This is a genomic window from Rufibacter roseolus, from assembly GCF_017916365.1.
Taxonomy (GTDB): Bacteria; Bacteroidota; Bacteroidia; order Cytophagales; family Hymenobacteraceae; genus Nibribacter; species Nibribacter roseolus.
Genome location: NZ_JAFMSU010000003.1, coordinates 416,379 through 442,236, shown reverse-complemented (window position 1 = coordinate 442,236; position 25,858 = coordinate 416,379). Strand labels below are relative to the sequence as shown.

The following is a 25,858-nucleotide window of genomic DNA, read 5'->3' as shown; positions in this document are numbered from 1 at the left end:
TGAATATGAAAAAACTTTCGCTTGCACTTTTATTAACCCTGTATGGCCTGGTAGCTTCTGCTCAGACTGCTCCTGCCAAAGAAGCTGATTGGGAAAAGAAGCTCTTTAATTCTGAATATGCCCTGCCTATTCTAATTGAAACAGCCCTTGCCAACGCCCCAGAGTTAGAGAATGCAGATGCCGCAAGATTGGCCTCCATTGAACAAAGAAAGATTATCCGTAAAAACTTCTATAGTGGTTTCTCCATCAACTCCTCTTACACATACGGCAGTATGAATAACTGGAACACCAACGGCGAGCCAGTGAATTCCTTCAACGCCTTTGATGCCCCGTTACGCGCCAGGTATACCATGGGCTTGTCAATGTCTCTGCCTTTGGGCCAGCTCTTAAGCCGTCACAACACCATCAAGAACCAGGATTTGGCAGTGGTTCAGGCCGAGGGCGGCAAGAAGCTAACTGAAAAGGCGGTAAGAATGCGGGTGATCAACCTGTACCAAAACCTCAAGATGGCCAAAAACCAGCTTGAACTGCAGCAGCAGGCTTACCAGACCGCAGTTGTAAGCCAGGAGATCGCTAAAAAACAATTTAAGAGCGGTGAGATCATGATAGACGCCATGTCTAACGTGCAGCAGGCTTACACCAGCGCTGCCACTGCACTACAAACAGCGAAGGTCAACTATGAGACCCAGCTTTTAATGATGGAAGAAACAATCGGAACTAGACTAATCGACTTAATACAAAGCAAATGAAACCTTCAGAAATCTTTAGACTTATAAATCGGAACTGGTTCCTACTGGTGGCAATCACCACGGTAACAGCGGCTTCTATCTTTTTCTTTACCCAGGACCAGGTAGATGAATATAAATCTGGTACCACCATATACACAGGTATCGCGTCTGGTTACAACATCAGCGACGTTACGGAAAGCAGCACCCAGTACAAGGTCGCGAAGGACGGTTTCGCCAACCTGATTTCTGTTCTGGATTCAAGAGACCTTAGAGATGAATTGGGTTTCCGCCTGCTGGCTTCGCACCTCATGTTAAAGAAACATGATCCAAATATCATTGGGGAAGAAGCCTATAACCAACTGAAAGAACTTGTACCGGCTTCTTTAAGAAGTAAGTTGGTGGGAGCAACTGTAGAGGAAACCGCCAAAAACCTCTCTACCTACTTCAATGCCACACCAAGCAACCCTATTCGGGATGTGATTTACAACAGTGACCTGGGTTACTCTGAGAACGCGCTAAGTTCAATAGAAGCCAAGCGGATGGGCGATAGTGACCTGTTGTCTATCACTTATACTTTCAGAGATCCGGCACAAACGAAACACACCCTGGATATGCTTACCAAGCTGTTGTTTGAAAAGCATAGAACCTTGTTTACTGCTCAATCAGAATCGGTTGTGAAGCATTTCGTGGAGGCCACCAATAAGGCCCAAGAAAGATTGAAGAATGCTGAGGAAAGCCTGCTGCGTTTCCAGCAGACCAATGGGATCATTGATTACAATGTGCAGGTAGGTAGCACCACCACAGAAAAGAACACCTTAATGGCCAAGGCAAATGACCTTGACATTGAATATGCAGGAGCCTCCGCCACCTTGAGATCATTGGAGCAGAGCCTGAAAGACAGAGGGGTGCCCAACCTGTACAGCCAGGAAGTACTTCAGTTGAAAAACAGACTTTCTAAGGTTACCACAGAAATTGTTGAATTAGAACTGTTGAACAAAGGAAACGCAAACGGCGCCCAGGCAGGTAGACTGAACTCTTTGAAAAAGGAAGCCGATGATCTCTCTAAAAAGATGATGGGCTCCGTGGATAAGCACTTCACCAACACCCATACTGTTCAAGGGTTGCCAACGACCAATCTGCTTAACGACTGGGTGAGAGCCACTTTCCTGCTGGAAGAGTTGAAGAGCAAACGCAATCTGGTGAACAAGCAAAGATCTGATTACGCCCAGGAATATGAAAAGCTCATGCCGCTTGGCGATGAAAACAGAAAGCTTACCCGTGAAGTTACCATGGCTGAAAAGGAATACCTTGCCCAGCTGGATGGACTGAACCAAAGTAAACTGAACCAGCAGAACATTGAAATGGCGTCGCAGCTGAAGGTGATTGACCCGCCTTACATGCCAGGAAGCCCAACCAAGCTTACCCGCATCCTGCTGATTCTCTTCGGTTCCATTGGGGTGTTCCTGCTAACCTTCGGGGTGTTGCTGGCGCGTGAATTGTTGGATGATTCTTTGCGGAAACCATCAGTAGCCGTCAAAAAGATAGAATACCCAATCTTCGGGGTACTGCCCGCCACCCACAGCACCAGCCCTAAACAACTGCAACTGGCCCAAAACGCGGAAGACCAACTAGCCAGACAACTGATCCTCAAAATGAAACAGAAGGATACTGCTTACCCATATGTGGTGGGTGTGCTGAGCAGTATGTCTGGAGAAGGTAAAACAGCACTCTGCCGCGCTTTGGCTAATAACCTGATCTCCATGGGAATTGAAACCCAGGTGTTGCACCCGGAAAGCCATAAAGGCATGGTAAGCCCAGATGCCCACAACACATTCTATTCTCCTTTGCAAGGGGTGTTAACGGATGCTACGGTTGCGGATCTGGCCGGCATGGATTACCTGAACAATGCGGTAGTGCTGGTAGAATTCCCGGCAGTGCTGGAAGAAACCTACCCTGTGTCACTGTTCAAGCACCTGGATCTGGTACTGTTGACCGTGAGATCAAACCGGGTTTGGCAACAGTCAGACAAGACCATGTTTGAGAATGTTCAGAAAGTCACTAACGCACCAATTGAAACCGTGCTGAGCGCTGTTCGCCCAGACGATGCCAAGGAAATGGTGGTGGTAAGACCAAGACAGGTGCTTCAGGATCAGAAAGTACTGCCTTCCCACAAAGACTTCCCTGCTTTAGAAACGGTGTAATACCCGCCTCTGAGCCAGCCTTCTCAATGATTTTCAATGGAGTCCTTCTCTCGCTTCTAGTCAAATAGAAGCTGAGAAGGACTCAAAAAAACAGAGCATTGACCTCCTCAGTGCAAATGCGGACAAACATGAGTCAACTTCAGATCTCTTCAGATAGAAAAGCATTCAACCTGCTCATACCTTTCATTGCCTTATTGGCGATTGGTATAGGCTGGTTAACGGCCCAATTCGGGTTTTGGGTGCCGGGCATCATGCTCAGCATTTTACTTGTTCTGCCTTTTGTGTTTTCGGTTTTCCAGCAGCCTAAGGTAGGAGTCGTTTCTTTGATCATCTACTCTTTTATCTTCAACCTGCTTGCCAGGGAGATCGGCCACTTCCCTTACATCTATGTGGTAGAGGGGCTGCTGGTGCTTACCTGGCTAGCCATTATTTTCCATAACAGAAGAGAGTATGACTGGAGCAAGCTCAACAATGAGATAGTGATTTTGGGCGCCCTCTGGACGTTGATTTACATTCTGGAGCTTTTCAACCCGGCCGGTTCCAATATTTTCGGGTGGATGCTGGACTTCAGGTATCCCTTGCTCTGGATTTTGGTGATGCCGCTCTGCCTCATGATCTTCACCACCAGAAAGGACCTTGATTTCTTCCTCATCCTGATCATGGTCATGTCCTTGCTGGCCACCCTGAATGGGGTGAAGCAGGTGAAGTTTGGTCTCTCTGCCGCTGAGCAAACCTGGATGACCACCTCCGGGTACATGACGCACATGATCTTCGGGGAGTTGCGCGCCTTTTCGTTCTACACAGATGCGAGTCAGTTTGGGGCTTCCCAGGCCCACTTATTTGTAATAGCCCTGGTGCTGGCTTTTGGACCATATAAAATCTGGAAACGGTTGTTGTGCGGTTTGGCTGCCATGGCCTTCCTGTACGGGGAGTCTATCTCCGGAACCAGGGGCGCCTTGTTTACCATCTTTATCGGGTTAGGCGTGGTGGTATTCATCACCAAGAACTTCAAGGTAACCACTATTGCGCTGACCGTTCTGGTGGTAGGGTTCTGCTTCCTGAAATTCACTTCCATTGGCCAGGACCACTTTGAGATCAGACGGATGCGCTCTGCCTTAAGACCCCACGATGCCTCCTTCAACGCCCGTCTTACAAACCAGATGAAAATTGAGAAATACCTCAGCGGCCACCCCTTCGGTGGTGGGGTAGGGGCCATTGGGTTTACCGGCCGGAACTACAACAGAGGTACCTATCTGGCCTCTATTCCGCCCGACAGTTACTGGGTGAAGATCTGGGCAGAGATGGGGACCCCGGGCTTCATCATCTGGATCAGCATGATGATGTACATCATCGGGAAAAGTTGCGGGATTGTCTGGAACACGAAGGATAGGGGACTCAAGTTCAAGCTTACGGCCCTGACGGCAGGCTTTACCGGGATTATCATTAGTAGTTACAGTAATGAGATCATGAACATGATGCCTTCTTCCATGATCATTTTCGTGTCCTGGGCCTTCATTTTCCAGGGGCCCAAATTGGATAGAGAACCGCAGCCCGCTGAAGTCCATGCATAAACCTTTGGTATCGGTTATTTCGGTGAATTACAACCAGGCGGCGGTTACCTGTGAGATGGTCTCGTCACTTAGGAAGGTTACCTACCCAAACATTGAGGTGATTGTGGTGGACAATGCCTCGCCCAGTCATGACCCGGGCATCATCAAGGAACTGTACCCGGAGGTGAAACTGATCAGGTCGGCCGTTAACCTTGGATTTGCCGGGGGCAATAACCTGGGCATTGCGCAGGCTCAGGGCGAGTATCTTCTTTTCCTGAACAATGACACCGAGGTAGCGCCTGATTTTCTGGAGCCATTGGTAGCGCTTTTCGAGCGGGATAGCCGCGCCGGGATTGCGTCTCCCAAGATCATCTACTACGGAACGGACCGGATGATTCAGTACGCCGGCTCCAAAGGCATTAATCCCTGGACGGGCCGCAGCATCACCATCGGGCAATATGAGCAGGACAATGGGCAACATGATGTCTCTACCTCAACCGTGCTCGCGGACGGCGCCGCCATGATGGTGCCCATGCGGATCATAAAGGAAGTGGGGCTAATGCCAGAGCTATATTTCCTCTATTATGAAGAACTGGATTGGTGTGAAATGATTAAACGGGCGGGATATACCTGCCATTACGTGGCTTCCTCCGTGATCTATCACAAAGAGTCTGTTTCGGTGGGAAAAGCGTCTGTGCTCAAAACCTATTACATGAACCGGAACCGGCTACTATTCATCAGAAGGAACATCCGGGGATTGGCACTCTGGACCAGCATGCTGATTTTCCTTTTGGCTGCTATTCCCAAAAAAGCCCTCGGATTCGGCCTCCGCATGGAGGGAAAACACCTGAAGGCCTTAGGGCGCGGATTGTGGTGGAACCTGACAGCCCGCCATATCCAGGATAACCGGTTTCCTTCCAGAAGTAAAACTGCGGAACCGGAACTGGCCATGCCATGAGCTAGGCCAAAAACTAACCTGAATAAATGAATCTGGGATGGTCACCGGCCATCCTCTGAAATAAGAGGGCAAGAGTCAGTTGATTTTAGTCCTGTTTTATAAAAACAAGCTTAAAACACTTATGGCTTTTATAGAATCCACAGCGAGTATCATTCTTCTAGTGATTGGGGCTTATCTCCTGTTCAACTGTTGCTACCTGCTGTTTTTCTCTTTGGTAAGCCACAAGAAAGCCAAACCCTTACAGGAACTGCTGCCATTGGACCGGCGGTTTTGCGTTCTTATTCCCACTTACCGGGAGAATGAGGTGATTCTGGAAACGAGTAAAGCCGCCATCAACCACGCTTACTCCGGAGACTTTGATGTGTTCGTAGTTGCCGATGGCTTGAACCCGGAGACCATCCAGGAACTGAAAACCACGGGAGTGGGCGTTTTGGAGGTGTTTTTTGAAAAAAGCACCAAAGGCAAAGCGCTGGCGGCGGCCTTGGAGGCATTGCCTGAGGATGCCTATGACGTGGTGGCCATCCTGGACGTGGATAACATCATGGGTCAGGGATTCCTGCAGGAGGTGAATCGGGCTTTCTCTGCCGGCTATAAGGTGGTGCAGGCCCATAGAACGGCCAAAAACATAGACTCTTCTTTTGCTCTGCTGGATGCCTGCAACGAAGAGATAAACAACTCCATTTACCGGAAAGGACATTATGCCATCGGGATGTCCTCGGCTTTGATCGGGTCTGGGATGGCTTTTGACTTTCTGTACCTAAAAAAACTGTTGACGGGTATTGGTGAGACCGTGGGCGAAGACAAAGAGTTGGATTTCAGGATCGTCAAAGACCAGGAGAAGATCTGCTACCTGGACAACGTGTTCGTTTATGACGAGAAAATAGAGAATGCGAAGGTATTTACCCAGCAGCGCACCCGGTGGATCGCCGCCCAGATTGAGTTTCTGAAGAAGTATGCTTTTGAGGGATTTGTTCAGCTTTTCCGGAGCGGCAATTTCGAGTTCTTCAATAAGGTGGTCCAGGCTTTTCTGGTGCCTCGGATATTGCTCATAGGTGTGCTGGGCTTCTTTTTTCTAGCCTCTTTGGTTTTGCCCGTGGGACCGTCTCCTCTGTTCTGGGCAACGTTGCTGCTGATGTTGAGCGCGGCATTGCTTATTGCCTTGCCAGGGAAGTTTTACCGGAATAGACAGCTGTGGAAAGCGGTGGTCCAGCTTCCTTACGCGCTACTGTGCATGGTGAAAGCCTTGTTCCAGATAAAGAAAGCAAAGAGTTCCTTCATGTCCACGCCCCACACTGCCAAGGCAGTTTCAAATGAAATTTAAAAACTAACCAACAAAAACATGCCATTCGAGATTTTTGCATTCCCCGCCATTGTTTTCCTGGTCATTGGTTTCTTCAGCGGCCTTAATTCCTTCCGGAAGGACCAGTAATCCACTCTAAAACCTATTTGCTATGGATGTTCTGGAAGTGAGCCTTTGGGTAGCGATTGCCATTGTATTTTATACCTATGTAGGGTATGGATTAGTGGCGTGGGCTTGGGCGAAAGCGATTGCCAGGAAAGGCAAACCTACCCTTTTGATGGGCTTTGAGCCAGAGGTGACGCTGGTGGTGCCGGCTTACAACGAAGCCTTCATCCTGGAAGATAAGATTGAGAACTGCCTGGCTTTGTCTTACCCCGAGGATAGGCTGAAGATTGTTTTCATTACCGATGGGTCAACGGATCATACTGCTGAGGTATTAGCTGCCTATCCGCAGATAGTCCACCTTCACTCTCCCGTGAGAGGCGGGAAGGCAATGGCCGAGAACAGAGCCTTGCAGTATGTGGACACTCCGTTTGTCATCTTCACAGACTGTAATTCCTTTCTGAACAAGGAAGCGGTGCGGGAACTGGTGAAACACTACCAAAACCCCGAGGTAGGCGCTGTCTCCGGGGAGAAGAAAGTCATGGCTTTGGAGTCTGCCCCCGGCGCCGGAGAAGGATTGTACTGGAAGTATGAGTCCTTCCTTAAGCGCTGCGATTCTGATATCTACAGCCTGATGGGAGCGGCCGGTGAACTGGTGTCTTTTCGGTCCTCTTTGTTTGAGCCTCTGGAGGAAGACACCATCCTGGATGATTTTGTGCAGTCCCTCAGGATAGTGGAGAAAGGATTCAAGGTGGTTTATGAGCCCTTGGCTTTCGCCTCGGAAACGCCTTCCACTTCCATCCATGAGGAAATGAAACGGAAGGTAAGAATCTGTGCCGGTGGGTGGCAGTCAATGTTCCGCTTGGGTGGGCTTTTGAATCCATTTCACCAACCTATTGTCACGTTTCTCTATGTTTCGCATAGGGTGCTGCGTTGGAGCCTGGCACCTTTGATGCTGGCGATTCTAATCCCACTCTCCTTTGCCTTGGCCTGGCGGGGAAATGGATTTGGCGCCCTACTCTTTGGGTTGCAGGTGCTGTTCTACTTCATGGCCTGGATGGGCTGGCAGGCAGAATCAAGGGGGGAAAAGTCAAAGCTGCTTTTGCTCCCCCTTTATTTTACCATCATGAATGTGGCGGTGTTCCTGGGCTTTTTCCGGTTTGTAAGAAAATCTCAGCCAGCAGCCTGGGAGAAAGCCAGCCGGGCAGAGGCTCCGGCTATCCTGGTTCAGCAGAAAGATGTAAGCGAGGTGATCTGAACGGTTTGGCAGAAAACGAAAGGTGTAAGTACATTATAAAGTCAGAACAAAGTGAGCATCGTACAGAAGATAAAGACAGATCCCCGGCTGAAAGCACTGGCGCTATACCTGCTCATGCCTAAAAACCAGGCAAAACCCCGGTGGTGGGTGCGGCAGTTCATGAATCCTTTTTACCACAAAAAAGAACACGATGCGGTCTTCCAGCCCAAGGCCCGACTGGATGTGCTGCCTTTCAACCAGTTCACGGTGGGTAAAAGCTCCGTGATAGAAGATTACGCAGTCATTAATAACGGAATGGGTCCTGTGCACATCGGGGCGAACACCTTTGTAGGGCTCTTCGATGTGGTGATTGGGCCGGTGACCATTGGGAACCATGTTATCATCGCCCAAAATGTGGTCATTTCGGGTCTTAACCATGGCTACGAAAAGGTAGGTATGCCCATCAAAGATCAGCCTTGTACGGTTGGAGAGATCGTGGTGGAAGATGAATGTTGGATTGGGGCGAATGCGGTCATCACGGCGGGCGTACGAATAGGTAAGCATTCTGTAGTGGCTGCCGGAAGCGTAGTAACCAAAGATGTGCCTCCTTACTCAGTGGTAGGGGGGAATCCCGCGAAAATCCTCAAGCGATATAACTTTGACACGGCCCAATGGGAGAAACAACAGACACTGCAGAAACCAGTACTTATCTAGAACAATGGTTAGAATTAGAACAAGTGGAATTCATTGAAATGGATAACTCTAAACATTATTTTCATGAAGTAACCCTATTAGTGACCCATTACAATAGAAGTAGTTCCCTGGAGCGGCTTCTCAGGTCTTTTCAGGAGCTGAATTGTGTTTTTGAAGACATTGTGGTGTCTGATGACGGCAGCAGGCCAGAGCACTTGGAGCCGTTAAAGCAACTGCAAATGCAATATGGCTTCCAGCTGATTACCAGTCCGGTGAATAAGGGACTAGGCCACAACATGAACAAAGGCCAGAGCGCGGTGAAAACCGCCTACACCTTATATGTGCAGGAAGACTTTGTACCCAAGCCAGCCTTCCCGGCTCATTTCAAAGATGGCCTGAAGATCCTGCAGCAACAGAAGGAAATAGACCTGGTGCGGTTTTACGCTTATTTTAAATATCCGTACCTGAAACCATACAAAAAGGGATTTTCAGAAATGGTGTTCAAGGGGCAACCGTGGTTCTCCAACCATTTGAAATTCTACCAATACAGTGATCACCCGCACTTAAGGCGGAGCAACTTCTTTGAAAAATTCGGGAGGTATGTGGAAGGGAAAAAAGGCGATATCACGGAGTTTAAGATGTGCCTTTCTTTTATTAAGAACGGAGGGAAAGGCGTGTATTTTGAAGATTTCACCTCCCTTTTTGAGCAGAAGAATTCTCCGGAAGAACCCAGTACCATGAAGCGGGTAAACTGGCGGCAGCAACAGGTTCCGGTGGTGCTTTTCCTGAGGTGGTGGTACCTCAAAGGCCGGATTATAAAAAATGACCTTGCCTTGGCTTTTACCCAGAGGTGCTTGAATAACAAGCTCTGAAAAATGCCCTGCTGGTATTTGATGTGCAAGGAAAAGTAGCTTGCAAGTCGCTCCAAAGCAGGAAAAGATCCTGCTCAGAGCCTCTAATATATAAAAGTGTTATATTTTCTGATTATTTATATGCTGAATAAAAGAAAATATTTAAATTTATGGAGATAAAGTTCATCCTGTGAACCAAAAAGAAGTTTCTCATGAGAGTTATCAGCAATCCAGATTGGATAAATCATCTCAAGTTTGATTATGAAAGCTATGAGCAAATTCCTGCCAGGGTATTTGACGAGATAAACGCCGACTTGGATAGGGTACAAAGCAAAAGGCCACTGGTGAGCATTCTTATCTCTGCTTGGAACGAAGAGGTGAACATTCTCAGATGCGTGGCCAGTCTGTCAAAGATGAAAACCAAAATCCCTTTTGAGATCATTGTCATCAACAATAACTCTAAAGACAGAACCCAGGATACGGTAGACAGGCTTCATGTAAGGTCCTTGTTTGAGGCAAAACAGGGTTGCGGCCCGGCCCGGCAAACGGGTCAGAAGAATGCGGCCGGGGAGTATATTCTGTTGGCAGACGCAGATTGCTTTTATCCTTCCTGCTGGGTTGATGAAATGATGAAGGTTCTGGTGAAACAAGATGTGGTTTGTGTTTACGGGCGGTATTCATTTATCAGTGAGCCAGGTTTCCCCAGGTGGAAACTCTATATCCTGGAATCATTGAAAGATGTGATCTCGGAGATCAGGCAGCTTAAACGGCCCTACTACAATGCCTATGGGCTCAGCATGGGGTATGTGAAAGAGTTTGGCTTGAAGGTGGGCTTTATTGAGACAAACTTCTGGGGAGATGATGGCCAGCTTTGCCTGGGTCTCATGAAATACGGGAAGATCAGGCAGGTGAGGTCAAACAAAGCACGTGCCTGGACCAGCCCCCGTACTCTGCAGCGAACCGGTAATTTCTCACAGGCGCTCAATGCCAGGATTATGAAAGAACTGAAGCGCTTCAAAAACCACTTCAACACGCGCATGCCCAAGAATATAAGCATGACGAACAAGTAAATCCCCGGGATTCTGAATAATGAAGTAAGAAATGGGAATTTACAACATACGGTAATAGGCCTTTAGGCGCTGACAGGATTAAGTAAATGCAACGGTAAATGATATGTATACCTTCAAAGAAGTAACTTTATTAATTACCCATTATAATAGAAGTTCTTCTTTAGAACGACTGTTAAAAAGTTTCCGAAGTAATAACTGTGTGTTCGGGGGGGTTGTAGTGTCTGATGACGCAAGCAAGCCAGAACACCTGGCAAAACTTTATGAACTTCGGGAGGAATTCAAATTTAACTTAATCACTACTCCGGTAAATAAGGGCTTAGGTAACAACATCAATAAAGGGCAGGATGCCGTGACCACCCCTTATACCCTTTATGTGCAGGAGGATTTTGAGCCGCAAAAAGGCTTTTTCAGAAAGCTGCAGGAGAGTCTGGAGATAATGGAGGAGGATAAAGGGCTGGATATCATCCGCTATTATTCTTACCTCCTTTATCCTTATTTAAAGCCTTATGGCAATGGTTTTTCAGAGATGTACATTTTCCCGTTTGCCCCTCAATACAAGAAAGTATATTTCTACAGTGACCACCCGCATCTGAGGAGAAGCACTTTCCTTGAGAAGTTTGGAAGGTATAAAGAAGTAGGCAGTATTGACAAATGCGAATACGCCATGTGCGTGTCTTTTATCCGGAAAAAAGGACGAGGCTTATTCTACAATGATTACCAATCATTGTTTGTCCAGAATAACACAGCGCAGGAGCCTAGTACCTTAATCAGAAGTGACTGGACAAAGAGCAAGAACCCCTTAATTGTCTTGGCGAGAGATGTTTACAGGCAGGTGAAATACAATTTTGACCTGCATCTTGCTAGGTAGACTCCTTCTTAAATTATGAAATCTGTGGAGGGATTCCACCCCTTTCTTCTTATAGCCTAATACCTATGAATTTCGTTTTTGTCAGCCTACAGAGAATCAATACAGACAGAGAGTCAACTTCTACTTGTCTGGCTAAAGAATTGGCGAAAAACCATAGGGTTTTGTATGTGAATTCCCCCATTGATAGAAGAGCCACGCTTACTTCGCATAATGATGAGTTTGTGACGGCTCACATTGAGGCGATCAAGAATAAGAAAGAGCCTTTGGTGCAGTTAGACACCAACCTCTGGATGTTGAACCCTTCTCGCATCATTGAGTCCATTAACTGGGTGCCGTTTACCCCGGTGTTCTCTATGTTGAACAGGCTGAACAATGAACGACTGGGAAAAGACATCCAGGAAGCCTTGGATGTGTTGGGCTTTGAGGATTTTGTATTGGTCAACGACAAAGACATTTTCAGGAGCTATTACCTGAAGGAAATTCTGCGGCCTACGAAGTATGTTTATTTAGACAGGGACTATACCCTGGGGCTGGATTACTGGAGAAAACACGGCGCCAGCCTTGAACCTAAACTGATGCAGAAGTCAGACGCGGTGGTGTGTAATTCGCTTGATTTCACAAAAAGGGCCAGGAAATACAACCGCAATAGCTATTACATAGGCAATGGCTTTGATGCGAGCCAGTATACCTCAGAGAAAATAAGAACCATCCCGCAGGATTTGACAGGAATACCCGGACCCATCATCGGGTACGTTGGCGCCCTGATCACGCTGAGGCTAGACTTGCGTTTAATGACCGATTTGGCCAAAGAAAGGCCAAACTGGAGCTTTGTCTTTATTGGAAAAGAAGACGATGAATTCAAGGCCAGTGAGTTGCATGGGCTGCCCAACGTGTACTTCCTAGGCTTGAAACACACCAAGGAAGTGCCAGCCTATCTAGAGGGCTTTGATGTGTGCATTAATCCCCAAATCTTGAACGATATCACCAAAAGCAATTTCCCTTTGAAGGTGGTAGAGTATCTGGCCATGGGCAAACCAGTGGTGGCTACCTCCACCAATACCATGCAGGAGGTGTTTCAGGAGCATACGTACCTGGCTAATGGAAAAGATGAATTCATCACCCAGATAGAAAAGGCCCTCCGGGAAAATACAAGCTCCCAGGAAGAAAGAAGAAAAGACTTTGCGAGAGAATTTACCTGGGAGAACGTGGTTTCCGTTTTTCTGAGATCCATTTACCCTGAGTTGGAAAGCGTGCCGCAGCAAGGTCCAGATGCTGTGATTCATTGAGAGAGTACTGTTGCCTGTTGCTTCCATGAAGCATTTTGCTTCTGGATAACTGACAGAATATTAGATTAAAGTCCCCAATTATTATGACTGGATCTGTTCCAATTTCAATTGTAGTAGTTTCTGATGATCACTATGTGATCTTATTGGCTGCTTTGATCAAGTCTATTGAAGTCAATCATACCTCAAAAGAACCGTTGCATTTCTATGTGATAGAAGATGGGGTGAAAGACAAGACAAAACGGAAGTTGCAGGCCTCTGTGAATACAGAAACCACTACTTTGTTTTGGATTCCCATGGAAGACGCAGCTCCCTCGGGAATAGAGCTGCCGCTAGATAAAAGCTCCTGGCCGTTGAACATCTATATGCGGCTTTTTATTTCCTATTTCCTGCCCCAAAATGTGGAAAGGGCCATTTACTTAGACGTGGACATGATTGTGCAGAAGGACATCAGCCTGCTGTGGAACATAGATATCCAGGATAAGATTATTGCGGCCGTCACCGATTCAAGGATCAGGACCATTGACTGCCGGTGGGGCGGGGTTGTCAATTACAAAGAACTAAACCTGCAAGGCAGTGCGAAGTATTTCAACACCGGCCTGCTCATGATTGATATAAAGAAATGGAAGGACGCAGACATCACTTCCAAGGTGCTGGAGTGCATCAAAGTGAACAAAGACTTTGCGAATTTCCCCGACCAATACGGTTTGAACGTGTTATTGGCCGATCATTGGCTGGAACTGGACGGGCTCTGGAATTACTTTGCCGAAGGCGATCACACAGACCCCAACATCATCCATTTCATGTCTACAAAACCTATCTATAAATCCTATAACTATAACCACCATTACCAGGAGCTGTTCTACCACTATTTGAGCCAAACCCCCTGGAACGGTGAAAACCAGATAAGCTCCTCCAGAATCTATTATGCCAAGGCCAGAAATAAAGTCAGGAAAATCATGAAGAAGTTCTTTGCCAAAAACGTGCTCATTTACCCTGGCCATTAAAGCTTTAATTAAAATATAAATACCCGAAAGGCATTCATTTATGTGCCTATGATCCCGGGAGATGGAAGAAGTTCTCGCTTCTCTTTATCCCTGCAAAAGAAGATATACCATTATGTTTCTATCTGAAAGAATAAAGAGAAGGCTGGCTTTCTCAAAGCCCGCTGAGACCGTATCCAGAGACCTGAATTTCAACCACGTAAAACTCTACTATTGGAAGCCTCTGGATGGCAGCCTCAATTTTGGAGACCACCTGTCTAAGGTGATTGTGTCCAAAATCCTTGCGGATAGAAACCATTTGCTGGACGAGGAAACCAAGCGGCAGCGTACCATGCTGGCGATCGGTTCGGTGCTGCATTTCGCCGGTGACAATGACGTCATCTGGGGTACTGGCGTCAACGGGAAGGTAGATGTAAGCGAACATACCTTTACCAACCTGGATGTGCGGGCGGTGCGCGGACCGCTTACTCGTGAGTTTCTGATAAACCGGGGGATCTCGGTACCGGAAGTATACGGAGACCCGGCCTTGCTACTGCCTCACCTGTTTCCAGGCCGTTTTCAGAAAAATCCGCAGAAACCATATGTGGTGGTACCCAATTTACATGATCTGAAGATTGTGAAGGCCTTGCGCCTGGAGAATGTTATTTCACCTATCTGGGGCTGGAACAAGTGCGTGGAAGAGATCCTGAAGGCCGAGTTTGTGATTGCCAGTTCCTTGCATGGTTTGATCATTGCCGAAGCCTATGGCATACCGGCCTGCTACATCAGGTTCACCGAGACGGAAAACCTGTTCAAGTACAATGATTACCTCATGGGCACCGGCAGGGGTGAAGTTCAATTCGCTACCACCGTGGCCCAGGCGTTGGAAATGGGCGGCATGCCGGCCCCAACCTTTGACGCGGCTAAATTATTAAGTGCATTCCCAATTGACCTTTGGGAGAAATAGGAAGTTAAATGGCCGAGAATTCAGGTAAAACTTTTTTAAAAGGAACAGTTTGGGCTATAATAGATAACTTCTTTCGGCAGGCTATTACTTTGTCGGTATTTGTGGTTTTAGCCAGGCTGCTGGAGCCCGAGATATTTGGCCTGCTCTCCTTTTCCTTTGTTTTCGTCAACATTTTCGTGGCGGTCATCAACGATGGCATTGTCACCGCCATCATAAGAAAAGAGAATCCGGTGGAAGCCGATTATAATACCGGGTTCTGGCTGTGCGTGGGCTGCTCCATTCCGGCGTTCCTGTTCCTGTTCTTTACCGCTGATTTTTTTGAGGACTTGACCTCGTCAAAGGGTTTGGCCATTGTGATGCGGGCCACCAGCTTCATCATCTTAACCACCGGTCTTTCAAGTATCCATGAAGTCTGGCTCCGGCGCCGGATGGACTTCAAAACCATCGCTATCCGGTCTATCATCTCGGTAGGGCTGGGAGGAATGGTAGGGGTCTTTCTGGCGATGAAAGGCTATGGGGTTACGAGCGTGCTGGCCCAGCAATTAACCACTGCCCTCAGCCAATTGCTGATGCTCTGGTTTACTACCGCCTGGCGCCCGGGCCTGAATGTATCCAAAGCCTCTGCGAAGGAAATCTTCCATTTCAGTAAGTACATTGCCTTAACCAACCTCAGCAACGCCGCCAACCAGAACAGTGACGTCTTTTTTGTCACTTATTACCTGGGGCCGGTCTCAACTGGTATCTACACCACTGGCAAACGTATTTCAAGTACGTTGAATACCGTTATTTCCACCGCTTTGCTTCGGGTATCGTTGCCTGCCTTCTCCAAACTGCAGAACAATGACGCAGAGCTTGCCAAAATCTACCTGCAGTCCACTACTTTAACGGCTATGGTGACGGCCCCAATTTTTGCCGGTATTGCGGTTCTGTCAAAGGACATTACCCTGCTGATTTTAGGGGAAAAATGGCTAGAATCAGTGCCTATCATGCAGGTGGTGACCATCATCGGGTTTTTGACCTCCATAGGATACTATAACCAGAGTATTATGGTGGCCAAGAACAAACCCCAGTGGCAAACCAGGCTCACCTTGCTATATGCCATCTCCAACGTGACAGCCTTTGTAGTGTTCACCCGGTTTGGGCTTTTGGCTACGGCTTTGGCTTTTGCCGGACGGGCCTTGTTGCTTTACCCGGTTTCTGTCTGGTGCGCGCTTAAACTTACGGGCCTGAACTGGACGCAGTACGTGAAATCATTGCTGCCGGCGCTATTGGCGGCACTGCTGATGGTGATTGCCTTGGTGGAGGCTACTTCCTTTCTGCTGCAAATTCCCCTGGTATTTAGATTAGTGGTGCTGGTGCTTTTAGGGGCCGGTACCTATTGCTCTTTGCTCTATGTTTTTATGCCCGGAATGTATAGAAAGTATATGGTGGATACCGTGCAGGGCAAGGTATTAAAAAGAAAAAAAGTTTATAATTAATGAAAAGGTTTGGGATACTTGCCTGCCCTGCATGGTCAACTAAAGCTGGGAATCCATACAACTATATTCTGTATAGCAATATGGAAAAACAAGGTTATCCTATCTATGAATTTGATTTTGCGGTAAGAAGCAGTATCAAATATGCCTTGTCAAACAATTACAAGATCTTCCATATTCATTGGCCTTCTAATGTGATCTTTGGGGAGAGTGAAGCTAGGGCTAACCTCAGGCTGAATATTTTCTTTGCTTTTATTAATTTAATTAAGCTTTTTAATAAGAAAATAGTTTGGACCGTCCATAATCTGGAGGATCATGAAGGCAAATTCCCGGCTTTGCAAAAAAAGCTGAATGATTTCATGTACAAGAAAGTGGATGGTTTTATTAGCCTTAACCAATCGGGTTTAGAGCTTATAAAGCAGAAAACAGCCGGAAACCGCCATAAGAAAACCGCGCATATTTACCATCCTCACTATAGAAACTATTACAAGAATGAAATAGGGAAAGCCCTGGCCCGCGAGAAATTAGGGGTGCCCATGGACAAGTTCGTATTCCTGTTTCTAGGGCAAATAAGGGCTTATAAAAATGTAACCGGGCTGGTGGAGGCTTATAAGGCTTTGAATCACCCCAATGCTTTGCTGCTCATTGCAGGTAATGTGCATGAAGATATCAGGGATGAATTACAGAAGCATTTAGAGAATGCAGCGGATATAAAGTTTGTGAATTCCTTTGTGAAAGACGAAGACCTGCAGCTGTATTTTAACTGTGCTGATGTGGTGGTGACACCCTACAATAAAATCTTTAATTCTGGTTCTGCTTTGCTTAATTTAAGTTTCGGGAAACCAACCTTGGCCCCAGATTTGTGGGCTTTAAAAGAACTGAGAAATTTAGTGGGTCCCCAATGGATAAAAACCTACCAGGGCCATATTTCAGCGGAAGTTTTGGAAAAGGGGATGGCAGAAATCAGGCAGGAATCAGTGATTTCTGCTGAAAATGGCCCGGATATTTCTCGCCTGGACCCCGAATCAGTTTCTCGGGAGACCATCGCTTTTTATGAATCTCTTTTAGCTTAAAATATTTACCTGTATTTGAATTTGCTGGGTTTTCTAAAAATCAGGCAGGAAAAAATATGGAGAGCAATCAGTCGAAATTGATAAGAGTTAATTAAGTAGCCACATTGTAGTTTGCTTTTCTGCGCTTTTAAATTGTTTAAAACTGTAAAAGAAAGAATATGAAGAACGTTGTCTTGCTGTGTTATGGTAAAGAAATTGAATTCAAAAGGACGCTTTTTGCTGTTTTAAGTTTTTGGAGCTGGTATGAGAACAGTAAAGGAGATGTGCGGATCATCATCTACACCGATAATCCTGACTACTTTAAGCCCTATCTGGTTGATTTCAATATAACCTATGTTCTGGTTCCTATATCGGAGATTGAGGAGAGCACAAAGAAGTCCGGGCTTATTTACCGTTTTAAAATCTCGGTGATTGACAAGGCCTTACAGCAATTCCCCAATGAGGATGTTCTGTATATTGACACAGACACCTTCTTCATCGCCAATCCGCAGAAACTTTTTAGTGCCTTGGTGCCCGGGCAATGCTTCATGCACCTGCGCGAGCAAACCTATGAGGAGATGGTGGAGGTCTACAAGTGGTTGAACACCGCCACCCTGGATGCCCAGGAGTTTCCCCGCTCTTTTTTACGGTTGATTGAAAGTAAGTCCTTTTCCGTGGGCGGGAAGCAGGAGCAGTTCAACCGTCTGCAACACGTCTGGAACGCAGGCGTCATAGGGCTGCCTAACTCCATGAAAAAGTATATCCCCGATGTATTTGCGCTGTCAGATGAGTTCTTCCTAAATACCAAGTGGCGTATTAGCGAACAATTGGCTTTTACGGCAGTCCTGAACGCGACTTCCAAGATATTGCCCTCAGGCGATGTAATTAATCATTATTGGCACTACAAAGATAGGGTAGACCCCAGGTTGAATGAGCTTTTTACGCTTGGTTTTAAGAAACTAAACAAAAACCGGAAACTGATAGCGGTTAGAAGAATCACGCAAAAACTGGATAAGCTTATCTACCATGAGCAGATGATGACAAATACCAAAAATTATCTGCGGGAAAAAGATTATAAAAACGGCTTTAAATACGCTTTCAAAGCCTTAAAGGGGATGCCCCTGAATGATGACTTTGTGAAGATAATCAAGTACAGATTTTCAAAAGTGGCCTCTTAACCAAAGAGCGTTAACCCTTGCAGGCCAATGCGCCTGGCTTTAATGTAGAAAGAAGTTTAACCTTTTAATGGACCTCCCTGATATGGAATACTTTTATCACTTGAAATCTGGCGTAGTGTTTAAGTTCTTACTGAAGGTATTCCTGTTGCTTTTTGTGGTTAACCTGCTGGTCATTTCCCTGGAGTTTTATCTGGATAACTATACCAGCTCAAACCTTTCCTCAAGGTACACTTTCCAGTACTACGTAACCGGCATGTTTTATTTTGACGGGGAGCGGAACATTCCCACCTACTTTTCAACCCTGAACCTGCTGTTTTGCGCCGGGCTTCTTTTCCTGATCTCCAATTTTGTGAAAAAAAGCAGCACACCACTGTTCCATAGAAAGTGGTATTGGATGGGTTGGGTATTTGTCTGGCTGGCTACAGATGAGTTGTTCGCCCTGCATGAAATCACGGCTAAGCCCATGCGGACCATGCTGCAACATCTGTTTCAGCAGGAAAACATTGGTCTGCTCCATTTTGCCTGGTTTGTGCCTTATGCGATGGTGCTAGCCTTCGTTGGTTTTTACTTCTTGCGGTTTATCTTGTCACTGCCTGGAAAAACCCTGTACCGGTTTATCTTATCTGGTCTTTTATTCCTGGCCGGCGCCGTTGGAATGGAAATGGTAAGTGGCCTGATTGTGAGCAATAACCTCTTATCCATCTATAAACTGATTACTACCCTGGAAGAGTCTTTTGAGATGATAGGCGTTATATTCTTCATCTACTCGCTTATCAAGTACCTTGAAGACCAGAAGGAATTGAATAGGGTGGTGCTGGATGTCATTATTGATAAAACCACACCAACTGAACCTACCAACGCAGTTCCTATGGAAAAGGTGAAGGATCAACAGAAATCAATATTAACTTATTAATCGCTGGAAATTCCCTCCAAAACCATAACCAAGTTATTTTCATTACCAGGAATAAACGGACCGCACATGATTTCATTTATACAGCGAATAGACAAGCAGGAGAAGCTGGCCCAGATGATTAAGTTTGTCCTGGTGGGTGGCCTGTGTGTTGTATTTGACATGCTGGTTTTTGTGGTGCTCTTTGACTTCTACCATGTCAATTACATGGTAGCCAATTTCAGTTCAACCATTCTGGCGATCCTTCTGAACTACTTTATCTCCAAGGTTTGGGTATTCAAGGCAGGCAAGTATTCTTCCAGGGTTGAGTTTCTGGCTTTTATGTTCTTCTCCCTTGCGGGTTTGCTCATCAACCAGGGCCTGTTGTGGCTGTTTGTGGAGAAGATGGCGCTGGAACCTAAATCAGGTAAATTCCTGGCCATTCTTTTGGTAGCCGCTTTTAATTTTATCACCAAAAAAGTATTCGTGTTCAAAGGCTGAGGCCAGAATAAATAACCTTGGTGTAACGGTGAACAACAAAAGAAGAAACCACCTCTTAATCGGAAAGATCCTTTCCAGCATTTCCAATAATTTGCGAAGGAAACTGCTACTATCGTTTCCAACCCGTTTTCCATATATCCAGCCTGAAGAAGGTGAAAGGCTTCAGCAACTTGCCGTTGCTACAATGTAGCCCATCAATAGAACGCAAGTCATCCTACTCAAACAATAAAGCCTTTCCCGGAAACAAACTTTGGGAAAGGCTTCATTGTTTAAGTAGGTCAGTTTCCTGATTAGATCAGATGTGTACTCCTTTCCTTTACAACTGGGGGCGCTACTTTAGCTTTCAGAGCCTTTTTTTTGTTTTCCCTGAAATCAAAGGTGACGGTAATGGAGTCCTGGATTGTTTTTAAGTACTCCAAAAGTGATTTGATGAAGTAGATGATGCCCAGCATCTCAAAAGATTCTTCCAGGTTGGTGGCTATCTTGTAGGGAAGGCTGTATTTGCCATAAGCGCCAATGATAAGCTCTCCAATCATTTCAACACCTAGGGCGCCAAAAACCAGCAGTGACCCAGATATGATGAAGCCGATCATGGTTTTGCCGGGTAAGGCTAGAAACCAGGGCAAAAAGTAAAAGGAGGAAATGATCAAGACCAGAAAGTACGGGATGAAGCCCGTGAACCTCACCAAGGCAATGTCATTCCCCTGGTTAAGATACTTGATCAAGGCTATAAAAGGCAATCCCATGACTTCATGCAGCATCAGCAATTCATCCAGAGCCAGGAACATGAACAGAAAACCCAAGAGATACCATCTTTTGTAAAACCTTGGCTTCTCTGACGCTCTTATTTCTTTACCGATGACAAACAACAAACCCGCGCTGATGGCCAGGTTCAGGAATGAAAAGTAAGTTGGGATGTTCTTTTCTCCGTTGGCGTCAAACATGCCCACCACGTAGGTCCTGAAAGTGTAGCTAGACGCAATGGAGTTGTTGCTGGCGATGTTCTTGAAGTAATGGTCAAGGGATACGGCTACCATACTTAAAGTGATCACCAGCAAGAAAAGCTTAAGAAGAATGGCAAAGACCTTTGAGGGGTTTACGCTGGATGTATGTTCCATTGAAAGCTGGATGTATACTTTACAGTTTAAGGGTGATTTTTGAAAAACAAGCCAATAACGCTTTTAATCGGGGTTTCCAAAAAGGATTTCCTTCTTTCGGACACAAACCCTAAAGGGAGGCAATCCTGGTTGTGAGTTAGGCAAATTGATTTCCTTAGTGGGCGCACTCCTGCATGCCGCTTTTGTTCCAGTATCGGTACATCATCAGTTTCTCCAGGAGGTAGTTGTCTTTCTGGAACAACTCATCACTGGCAGTGGCCTTACTCAGGACAAACGTTTTCAGAACCCCGTTGCGCTTGTAGGTGACAAACTCCGGCCTTTCTGTTCTTACAAACCTCTTGAACTGGAAGAAAGTCATGAGTTTATCTGCCTTGGCCACGTTTTGCAAGTGATATTCAGAGGTAGACACAATCTCCACCACGTCTTTCTGATAGTCAAAGATCTGGGCACTTACCGGAATAATGTAGTGGTTAGAGATGCCGGCCTCGGTTCTTAAGTTGGAGAACATGGCGTAGGAAGACTCAGTTTTGAGTCCCAAGTAGGGGCAGAGACCGTTGAGGAAAACCAAAACCGGGAAGAAGAGAAGCGTGTAATGCGCCACTGAAAAAGCTTTTGGTTCATTGGTTTTGTCCTTCACGTTCATTGACATGATAAAAACCGTGATAAACCCAATGCCATAAGCGGTCCAGACTATGTGCCGGAAATAGTCCTGGAACACTTTGTTGTAGTAGTAGATCAGGAACAGGAAGAACACGATGGATACTGTGAACAGCACAAAGTTGATGATATTGAATTCAAGCAGATGCTTTTTCAGGACCGTTTTCCGCTTGATGAAGTTATTGTACAGAGTGTTTATCTTCTCACTGAAAGCGGTGCTGGTAAACAGGAAGTAAAGCGCAAACACCGCCGAGGAGAAGTCATAGAAACCGTTGATGGGGTTGTAGGCAATTATGAAGTGGAAGACCAGTCCTACCAAAATACCCCAATAGCGGGTTCTCCGGAAACAGATCAGAATTGGGATTATGGCTTCAAAGAACAGCGTCGCGTAGATGTTGAGCGCTAACAGGGCTTTGTCTGAGGGCAGAATATTGTAGTAGTTGTTCTGGGCCAATATGAACCTAACGGCGCAGCTGGAGTCCAAATCAAAAAAGCCGGCGTTCAGTTTATGGAAAACGGCATAGAAATAGAGCACAATCAACTCAATCTTCACCAGTGGCGCAAAGGTGTTGAGGAACTCTACTTTGTCAATGTAAAAGCTTTTCCTTTTGATGATCAGGTAGATGAAAGAATGCAGGATGGTGATGTTGACAAAGGCCGTCAGAATCCAGTGGTTACTAATGCCCGGTAGATCCAGGCATGCCTGGAACATCTGCATGGAAATGAAAATGAGCAACCGGGGAATAGAAGAAGGCTTGGACATGAGCGCGATGGCCGCGCTGGTAAGCAGAAAGAAGGTAAGGTTGAGGGTGAACCCGTTGTAGTTTGCCATGTGGAAGATAGAGGCAATGGGCCACACGCAGCAGAAGATCTTGTATTTCAGAAGAGAGGCTTTATACTTCTCTGGTGAGGTATACTCATTTAAGAAACTGTAATAGTTGATGTCTCTTGCAGTAAAGGCTTGTCTAAAGGAAAGCGAGGGAATGCTCATATGTGCATTGATTATGAGTGTATAATTTCTTCTATATGATAAGTTTTAAATTGCCCTTTTTTGCAGTACTGCCATCAGCAGCTATCATCAGTTTCTCACAGGAGGCATTTGAGTAAAGCATTCCTTACCTTTGGTGTATCCTTTGTGCCTTGGTGACAAGCCCTTTATGCAGCCCGCAATCTTTGCGTCCGCTACACAGTTGCCGGAGGGTAGTAGAAAGAAGAAAATGGGTTGGAGCACGGCATTTTGTAGGATTTATTCACGCCAATGTATTTCACGGTTTTGCTCTCATCCATTTTGTTTATGAAAAAATCTGTGGAGACGATATAATTATGCACCAGCTTTGACAGCAGCCTAGACTCATTGGCGTCAACCCCCAGGTAATAGCAAGACTTCAGGTTGATCTGCGTTTTGAGGCTACTTTGGATATAATGGCCCTTAAAGTAATCGTCCACGAACTGCTCCACGCCTTTCTTATCCAGTTTAAGGTAGCTCAGTTCTTTGGTGATGATGCCAACTGCCGCGTCTTTGATAGAAGTAGACATAAAGCCCAGGCTTGGTAAAGCCACCAGAGCTGCCCCGGCCAGACCGGTTATTCTTAGAAAGTTTCGTCTGTTCATATCGGTAAGTGTTATGCTCTTTGCGCCTTGCTTATTAGTCTTTCAGGGGTATTGAGGTTAAAAGCTTTTATCGGCGGCATGTAAGGACAAGGCCGACAAGGTTAGCGTTGGGTTGGCCGGCGTGTAGGTGGTAAAACTGCCGCTCCCCAACACAAACACGTTGCGGTATTGGTGGTGGATCAGGTGTTTGTCAATGACACCCTCGGCAGCGGTTTTGCTCATCCTGGTGGTACCTAAAATGTGGGCTTCGGATTCAATGAGCGGTGAGTACTCAATCTTCTCCACGGGCAGGCAGGCCAGGATGGAGGGCAACTTGGCTTTCATGTGCTCCACCCCTTTAAGCGTGTACTCAGAAGGTCCTTTGTGGGTAATAGCCGGCTTCATGCGGTCCTGGGACTTGGCCACAAAGTTTCGGGCTTCAGGCAGGTCCTCAAAGATCATCCGGAAGTTGATGAGATGGCGCCATTTTCCGCGCTCCAGCCGAATGTAGGGAGCATTGTTAGACTCCATGAGACAAGCCGCGGAATCCTTGCGGTGGTCGCCGTCATACAGCATGTAGCCGTTGGCGTTCACCCAGGTGCTTCCGCCCACATTCTCCAGGTTGTCCAGGTACACCGATGCCTCCAGCGCCACTTGTTCTCCCAAACCTTTGCCGGTAAAGGCGTTTGTGTCCCCGGAATTCAGCAGAATGTTGGAATTGAAGATAGCATTGGTGCCCAGCGCGAAGATGTCGGCGGCTACATGGTACTCTTTCCCGTCTTTGAAGTAATTCGCTTTCCGGGCTTGGTTCTGCTCCAGGTCCAGGCTGTACACCTGGGCGCCGTACACGGTTTCCACCCTCGGGTCTTCGTACACGCCAATTTTTGAGTTTTCAATAGTAAACTTCGCGTTGACCGGGCAAACATGGCAGACCGTGCTGGCGCAGCAGGCATTGCGGCCGTTTACGGCCACGCTGGCCCGGGCGGTAGGCTGATTGATATACAGGTGCCCGTATTCTTTGTGCAGAATCTTGTCTACCGTAGTAAACAGATGGGGTGGGAGCGGGTACTTGGAGGTTTTAGGGAACGGAGTTATTTCGGGGCCCGAGATAGACATCAATTCCTCCACCTGTGAATAATAGGGATCCAGGTCGTCGTACTGCAGAGGCCAGTCATTGGCAACGCCGTACAGAGACTTCATTTTGAAATCTGATGGCATGAACCGCGGCGTACAGCCGTACCAGCAATTGGAACTGCCCCCAAAGCCTTGCGTAAACATCCACCGCTTCTCCGGAGTGAGGTTCTCATAAGTCTCCTGTGCGTCTGGGTTCAGCTTGGCATAAGCAGTTTTTTCTCCCCTTCTTTCCTTCACTCTCTCTGCATGCGGAAATAAGTGCCCTTTTTCCAAAACCAGAACTTTGGCGTTGGCCGGGGCTTTACTCAGGTACTTATACAAAAAAAACGTTGATGCGAAACCAGTGCCTATTACCACCAGATCGTAAGACGTGTATTTCATCAATTCAAAAGGTTAAGTGCTTTGATCAGTTTCAAAAGGGTATGTAAACCTGGGGCAGTAGCTTGCTAAAAAGACTGTTTCAAGAACCAGTTCAGGGCAGGAATATCAAAGTAAACCAAGGCCATGAGCAACGCAGTGAACAACACCACATAAAGCATGAAAGAGGTTTCTTTGTGTAGCTTCTCAGGGCCTTGCACCACCGAGTCTTTGCGCAATCCAATCTGCAGATACCAGGCAAACAGCAAGGCGAAGAATGGGAAGCTGATCAGGAGCTCAATTTTGTTTTTGATCAGGAAGATACCCAGGAAAAAGGCCGAGGTGATGGCGTAAAAGAACATGGAAATAAGCAGGCTGTTCTCTGTGTAACGTTTGAATGATTTCCGATACAGACCCGCTAATTCCGGGTTGTTGATGTAACGGTACTCAGCAAACCGTTTAGTGGCCATCAGGAAGGCGCCTCCCATCCAATAGGCGACAATGATACTGCTTGGCGGGATAAAGGCCCAAACTGGGTTCAGGATGCTTTCTGGCAGCAGGGCGGTGGGCACGAAAATGAACCATCCCAAGGCGAGCCTGATGGGGTTGTTCACCGATTCAGATAAAACATCCAGGTAAACCCGCTCCTTTGTGCGGAACGGTCTTACGTTGTACATGATGCCCATAAAAAGCAGGAAGGCCTCCAGTGCCAGGAAAGGCATGGAGATGAAATACGAGAGGCTCAGGCCCAAAACCACCAGCAATGCATACTCTGTGTACACGTAGAGCGGGCTCAGTACAGTCACTACCGCAGATCTCTTCTTTTTCTCTGGGTGGAACCGGTCAAACTCGGCATCCAGGTACTCATTGATAGTGTAATTCGCTGAAGCAATCAAGCAAGTGCTCACAATCCCGATGACTATTCTGAGCAGTAGGGTAAGATCCAAGGAAGTGTCATAGACCATAAAGGCGAAGAGCATGCCTGGTAACATAAAGATGTTCTTGAACCAATGGTCAGGCCGGGCAATGGCAACGTACTCCTTAAAGCCTGCGGGCTTTAAAACCACTTCTGGATTGGAGGCTTCTGGTAGGGTAGCAGCTTGTGACATAGTTTCT

23 protein-coding genes are annotated in these 25,858 nt (G+C 46.7%); 18 read left to right on the top strand and 5 right to left on the bottom strand.

Translation table 11 applies throughout. The features are described 5' to 3' along the window. Nucleotides 1-5 precede the first annotated feature (5 nt). The 18 genes from J3P35_RS17675 (at nucleotide 6) to J3P35_RS17590 (ending at nucleotide 19,886) form a co-directional block, all read left to right on the top strand. On the top strand, nucleotides 6-749 hold the full coding sequence (locus J3P35_RS17675) for a TolC family protein (protein WP_210466001.1): 744 nt from the start codon (nucleotides 6-8) through the stop codon (nucleotides 747-749). Continuing rightward, nucleotides 746-2,929 carry a GumC family protein gene (locus J3P35_RS17670; protein ID WP_210466000.1) on the top strand — a complete coding sequence of 728 codons (2,184 nt, stop codon included), beginning with the start codon at nucleotides 746-748 and terminating at the stop codon, nucleotides 2,927-2,929. The genes J3P35_RS17675 and J3P35_RS17670 overlap by 4 nt, the downstream gene beginning before the upstream one ends. Nucleotides 2,930-3,057: 128 nt before the next feature. Then, complete coding sequence (locus tag J3P35_RS17665) at nucleotides 3,058-4,500, top strand: O-antigen ligase family protein (protein ID WP_210465999.1); 1,443 nt, start codon at nucleotides 3,058-3,060, stop codon at nucleotides 4,498-4,500. Then, on the top strand, nucleotides 4,493-5,437 hold the full coding sequence (locus J3P35_RS17660) for a glycosyltransferase family 2 protein (protein ID WP_210465998.1): 945 nt from the start codon (nucleotides 4,493-4,495) through the stop codon (nucleotides 5,435-5,437). Before J3P35_RS17665 ends, J3P35_RS17660 begins: the two co-directional genes overlap by 8 nt. 121 nt (nucleotides 5,438-5,558) lie before the next feature. After that, a complete protein-coding gene (locus tag J3P35_RS17655; protein ID WP_210465997.1) occupies nucleotides 5,559-6,758 on the top strand; it encodes a glycosyltransferase in 1,200 nt (399 codons plus the stop codon). Between the two features lie 130 nt (nucleotides 6,759-6,888). Continuing rightward, nucleotides 6,889-8,097 (top strand): glycosyltransferase family 2 protein, encoded by a 1,209-nt coding sequence (locus J3P35_RS17650; RefSeq protein ID WP_246850345.1) that lies wholly within the window; start codon nucleotides 6,889-6,891, stop codon nucleotides 8,095-8,097. A 51-nt stretch (nucleotides 8,098-8,148) separates the two neighbouring features. Next, entirely contained in the window at nucleotides 8,149-8,790 is a 642-nt protein-coding gene (locus tag J3P35_RS17645; RefSeq protein ID WP_317195401.1) for an acyltransferase, read from the top strand. A gap of 38 nt (nucleotides 8,791-8,828) precedes the next feature. Next, nucleotides 8,829-9,641 (top strand): glycosyltransferase family 2 protein, encoded by an 813-nt coding sequence (locus J3P35_RS17640; protein WP_210465996.1) that lies wholly within the window; start codon nucleotides 8,829-8,831, stop codon nucleotides 9,639-9,641. 191 nt (nucleotides 9,642-9,832) lie between these two features. Then, complete coding sequence (locus J3P35_RS17635; protein ID WP_210465995.1) at nucleotides 9,833-10,690, top strand: glycosyltransferase family 2 protein; 858 nt, start codon at nucleotides 9,833-9,835, stop codon at nucleotides 10,688-10,690. 103 nt (nucleotides 10,691-10,793) lie between these two features. Further along, nucleotides 10,794-11,558, top strand: coding sequence for a glycosyltransferase (locus J3P35_RS17630; protein WP_210465994.1), 765 nt, complete (start codon nucleotides 10,794-10,796; stop codon nucleotides 11,556-11,558). Between the two features lie 167 nt (nucleotides 11,559-11,725). Further along, nucleotides 11,726-12,844: a glycosyltransferase gene (locus J3P35_RS22225; RefSeq protein ID WP_210465993.1), complete on the top strand. Its 1,119-nt coding sequence runs from the start codon at nucleotides 11,726-11,728 to the stop codon at nucleotides 12,842-12,844. A gap of 83 nt (nucleotides 12,845-12,927) precedes the next feature. Beyond that, nucleotides 12,928-13,848 (top strand): glycosyltransferase family 8 protein, encoded by a 921-nt coding sequence (locus J3P35_RS17620; RefSeq protein WP_210465992.1) that lies wholly within the window; start codon nucleotides 12,928-12,930, stop codon nucleotides 13,846-13,848. A gap of 112 nt (nucleotides 13,849-13,960) precedes the next feature. Next, complete coding sequence (locus J3P35_RS17615) at nucleotides 13,961-14,791, top strand: polysaccharide pyruvyl transferase family protein (RefSeq protein WP_210465991.1); 831 nt, start codon at nucleotides 13,961-13,963, stop codon at nucleotides 14,789-14,791. A gap of 8 nt (nucleotides 14,792-14,799) precedes the next feature. Beyond that, nucleotides 14,800-16,269: a lipopolysaccharide biosynthesis protein gene (locus tag J3P35_RS17610; RefSeq protein ID WP_262897572.1), complete on the top strand. Its 1,470-nt coding sequence runs from the start codon at nucleotides 14,800-14,802 to the stop codon at nucleotides 16,267-16,269. Between the two features lie 80 nt (nucleotides 16,270-16,349). After that, complete coding sequence (locus J3P35_RS17605) at nucleotides 16,350-17,339, top strand: glycosyltransferase (protein ID WP_210465989.1); 990 nt, start codon at nucleotides 16,350-16,352, stop codon at nucleotides 17,337-17,339. A gap of 158 nt (nucleotides 17,340-17,497) precedes the next feature. After that, nucleotides 17,498-18,496: a hypothetical protein gene (locus J3P35_RS17600; RefSeq protein ID WP_210465988.1), complete on the top strand. Its 999-nt coding sequence runs from the start codon at nucleotides 17,498-17,500 to the stop codon at nucleotides 18,494-18,496. 82 nt (nucleotides 18,497-18,578) lie between these two features. Next, nucleotides 18,579-19,409, top strand: coding sequence for a hypothetical protein (locus tag J3P35_RS17595; RefSeq protein WP_210465987.1), 831 nt, complete (start codon nucleotides 18,579-18,581; stop codon nucleotides 19,407-19,409). A gap of 66 nt (nucleotides 19,410-19,475) precedes the next feature. Continuing rightward, entirely contained in the window at nucleotides 19,476-19,886 is a 411-nt protein-coding gene (locus J3P35_RS17590) for a GtrA family protein (RefSeq protein ID WP_210465986.1), read from the top strand. A 290-nt stretch (nucleotides 19,887-20,176) separates the two neighbouring features. On the opposite strand, the gene J3P35_RS17585 is transcribed toward J3P35_RS17590, so the two are convergent. The 5 genes from J3P35_RS17585 to J3P35_RS17565 form a co-directional block, all read right to left on the bottom strand. Next, the gene (locus J3P35_RS17585; RefSeq protein WP_210465985.1) at nucleotides 20,177-21,004 is read right to left on the bottom strand and encodes a hypothetical protein; all 828 of its coding nucleotides are present in this window, start codon (nucleotides 21,002-21,004) and stop codon (nucleotides 20,177-20,179) included. Nucleotides 21,005-21,158: 154 nt separating this feature from the next. Then, nucleotides 21,159-22,652, bottom strand: coding sequence for a hypothetical protein (locus J3P35_RS17580; RefSeq protein ID WP_210465984.1), 1,494 nt, complete (start codon nucleotides 22,650-22,652; stop codon nucleotides 21,159-21,161). 191 nt (nucleotides 22,653-22,843) lie between these two features. Next, nucleotides 22,844-23,272: a twin-arginine translocation signal domain-containing protein gene (locus J3P35_RS17575; protein WP_210465983.1), complete on the bottom strand. Its 429-nt coding sequence runs from the start codon at nucleotides 23,270-23,272 to the stop codon at nucleotides 22,844-22,846. A 57-nt stretch (nucleotides 23,273-23,329) separates the two neighbouring features. Next, a complete protein-coding gene (locus J3P35_RS17570; protein ID WP_210465982.1) occupies nucleotides 23,330-24,766 on the bottom strand; it encodes a GMC oxidoreductase in 1,437 nt (478 codons plus the stop codon). A 65-nt stretch (nucleotides 24,767-24,831) separates the two neighbouring features. Continuing rightward, nucleotides 24,832-25,851 carry a UbiA family prenyltransferase gene (locus J3P35_RS17565; protein ID WP_210465981.1) on the bottom strand — a complete coding sequence of 340 codons (1,020 nt, stop codon included), beginning with the start codon at nucleotides 25,849-25,851 and terminating at the stop codon, nucleotides 24,832-24,834. Nucleotides 25,852-25,858 lie beyond the last annotated feature (7 nt).

Coding starts and splice junctions, on each gene's coding strand:
- J3P35_RS17675 (WP_210466001.1), top strand. CDS start 6: ATGAAAAAACTTTCGCTTGCACTTTTATTAACCCTGTATGGCCTGGTA.
- J3P35_RS17670 (WP_210466000.1), top strand. CDS start 746: ATGAAACCTTCAGAAATCTTTAGACTTATAAATCGGAACTGGTTCCTA.
- J3P35_RS17665 (WP_210465999.1), top strand. CDS start 3,058: ATGAGTCAACTTCAGATCTCTTCAGATAGAAAAGCATTCAACCTGCTC.
- J3P35_RS17660 (WP_210465998.1), top strand. CDS start 4,493: ATGCATAAACCTTTGGTATCGGTTATTTCGGTGAATTACAACCAGGCG.
- J3P35_RS17655 (WP_210465997.1), top strand. CDS start 5,559: ATGGCTTTTATAGAATCCACAGCGAGTATCATTCTTCTAGTGATTGGG.
- J3P35_RS17650 (WP_246850345.1), top strand. CDS start 6,889: ATGGATGTTCTGGAAGTGAGCCTTTGGGTAGCGATTGCCATTGTATTT.
- J3P35_RS17640 (WP_210465996.1), top strand. CDS start 8,829: ATGGATAACTCTAAACATTATTTTCATGAAGTAACCCTATTAGTGACC.
- J3P35_RS17635 (WP_210465995.1), top strand. CDS start 9,833: ATGAGAGTTATCAGCAATCCAGATTGGATAAATCATCTCAAGTTTGAT.
- J3P35_RS17630 (WP_210465994.1), top strand. CDS start 10,794: ATGTATACCTTCAAAGAAGTAACTTTATTAATTACCCATTATAATAGA.
- J3P35_RS17620 (WP_210465992.1), top strand. CDS start 12,928: ATGACTGGATCTGTTCCAATTTCAATTGTAGTAGTTTCTGATGATCAC.
- J3P35_RS17615 (WP_210465991.1), top strand. CDS start 13,961: ATGTTTCTATCTGAAAGAATAAAGAGAAGGCTGGCTTTCTCAAAGCCC.
- J3P35_RS17610 (WP_262897572.1), top strand. CDS start 14,800: ATGGCCGAGAATTCAGGTAAAACTTTTTTAAAAGGAACAGTTTGGGCT.
- J3P35_RS17605 (WP_210465989.1), top strand. CDS start 16,350: ATGGAAAAACAAGGTTATCCTATCTATGAATTTGATTTTGCGGTAAGA.
- J3P35_RS17600 (WP_210465988.1), top strand. CDS start 17,498: ATGAAGAACGTTGTCTTGCTGTGTTATGGTAAAGAAATTGAATTCAAA.
- J3P35_RS17595 (WP_210465987.1), top strand. CDS start 18,579: ATGGAATACTTTTATCACTTGAAATCTGGCGTAGTGTTTAAGTTCTTA.
- J3P35_RS17590 (WP_210465986.1), top strand. CDS start 19,476: ATGATTTCATTTATACAGCGAATAGACAAGCAGGAGAAGCTGGCCCAG.
- J3P35_RS17585 (WP_210465985.1), bottom strand. CDS start 21,004: ATGGAACATACATCCAGCGTAAACCCCTCAAAGGTCTTTGCCATTCTT.
- J3P35_RS17580 (WP_210465984.1), bottom strand. CDS start 22,652: ATGAGCATTCCCTCGCTTTCCTTTAGACAAGCCTTTACTGCAAGAGAC.
- J3P35_RS17575 (WP_210465983.1), bottom strand. CDS start 23,272: ATGAACAGACGAAACTTTCTAAGAATAACCGGTCTGGCCGGGGCAGCT.
- J3P35_RS17570 (WP_210465982.1), bottom strand. CDS start 24,766: ATGAAATACACGTCTTACGATCTGGTGGTAATAGGCACTGGTTTCGCA.
- J3P35_RS17565 (WP_210465981.1), bottom strand. CDS start 25,851: ATGTCACAAGCTGCTACCCTACCAGAAGCCTCCAATCCAGAAGTGGTT.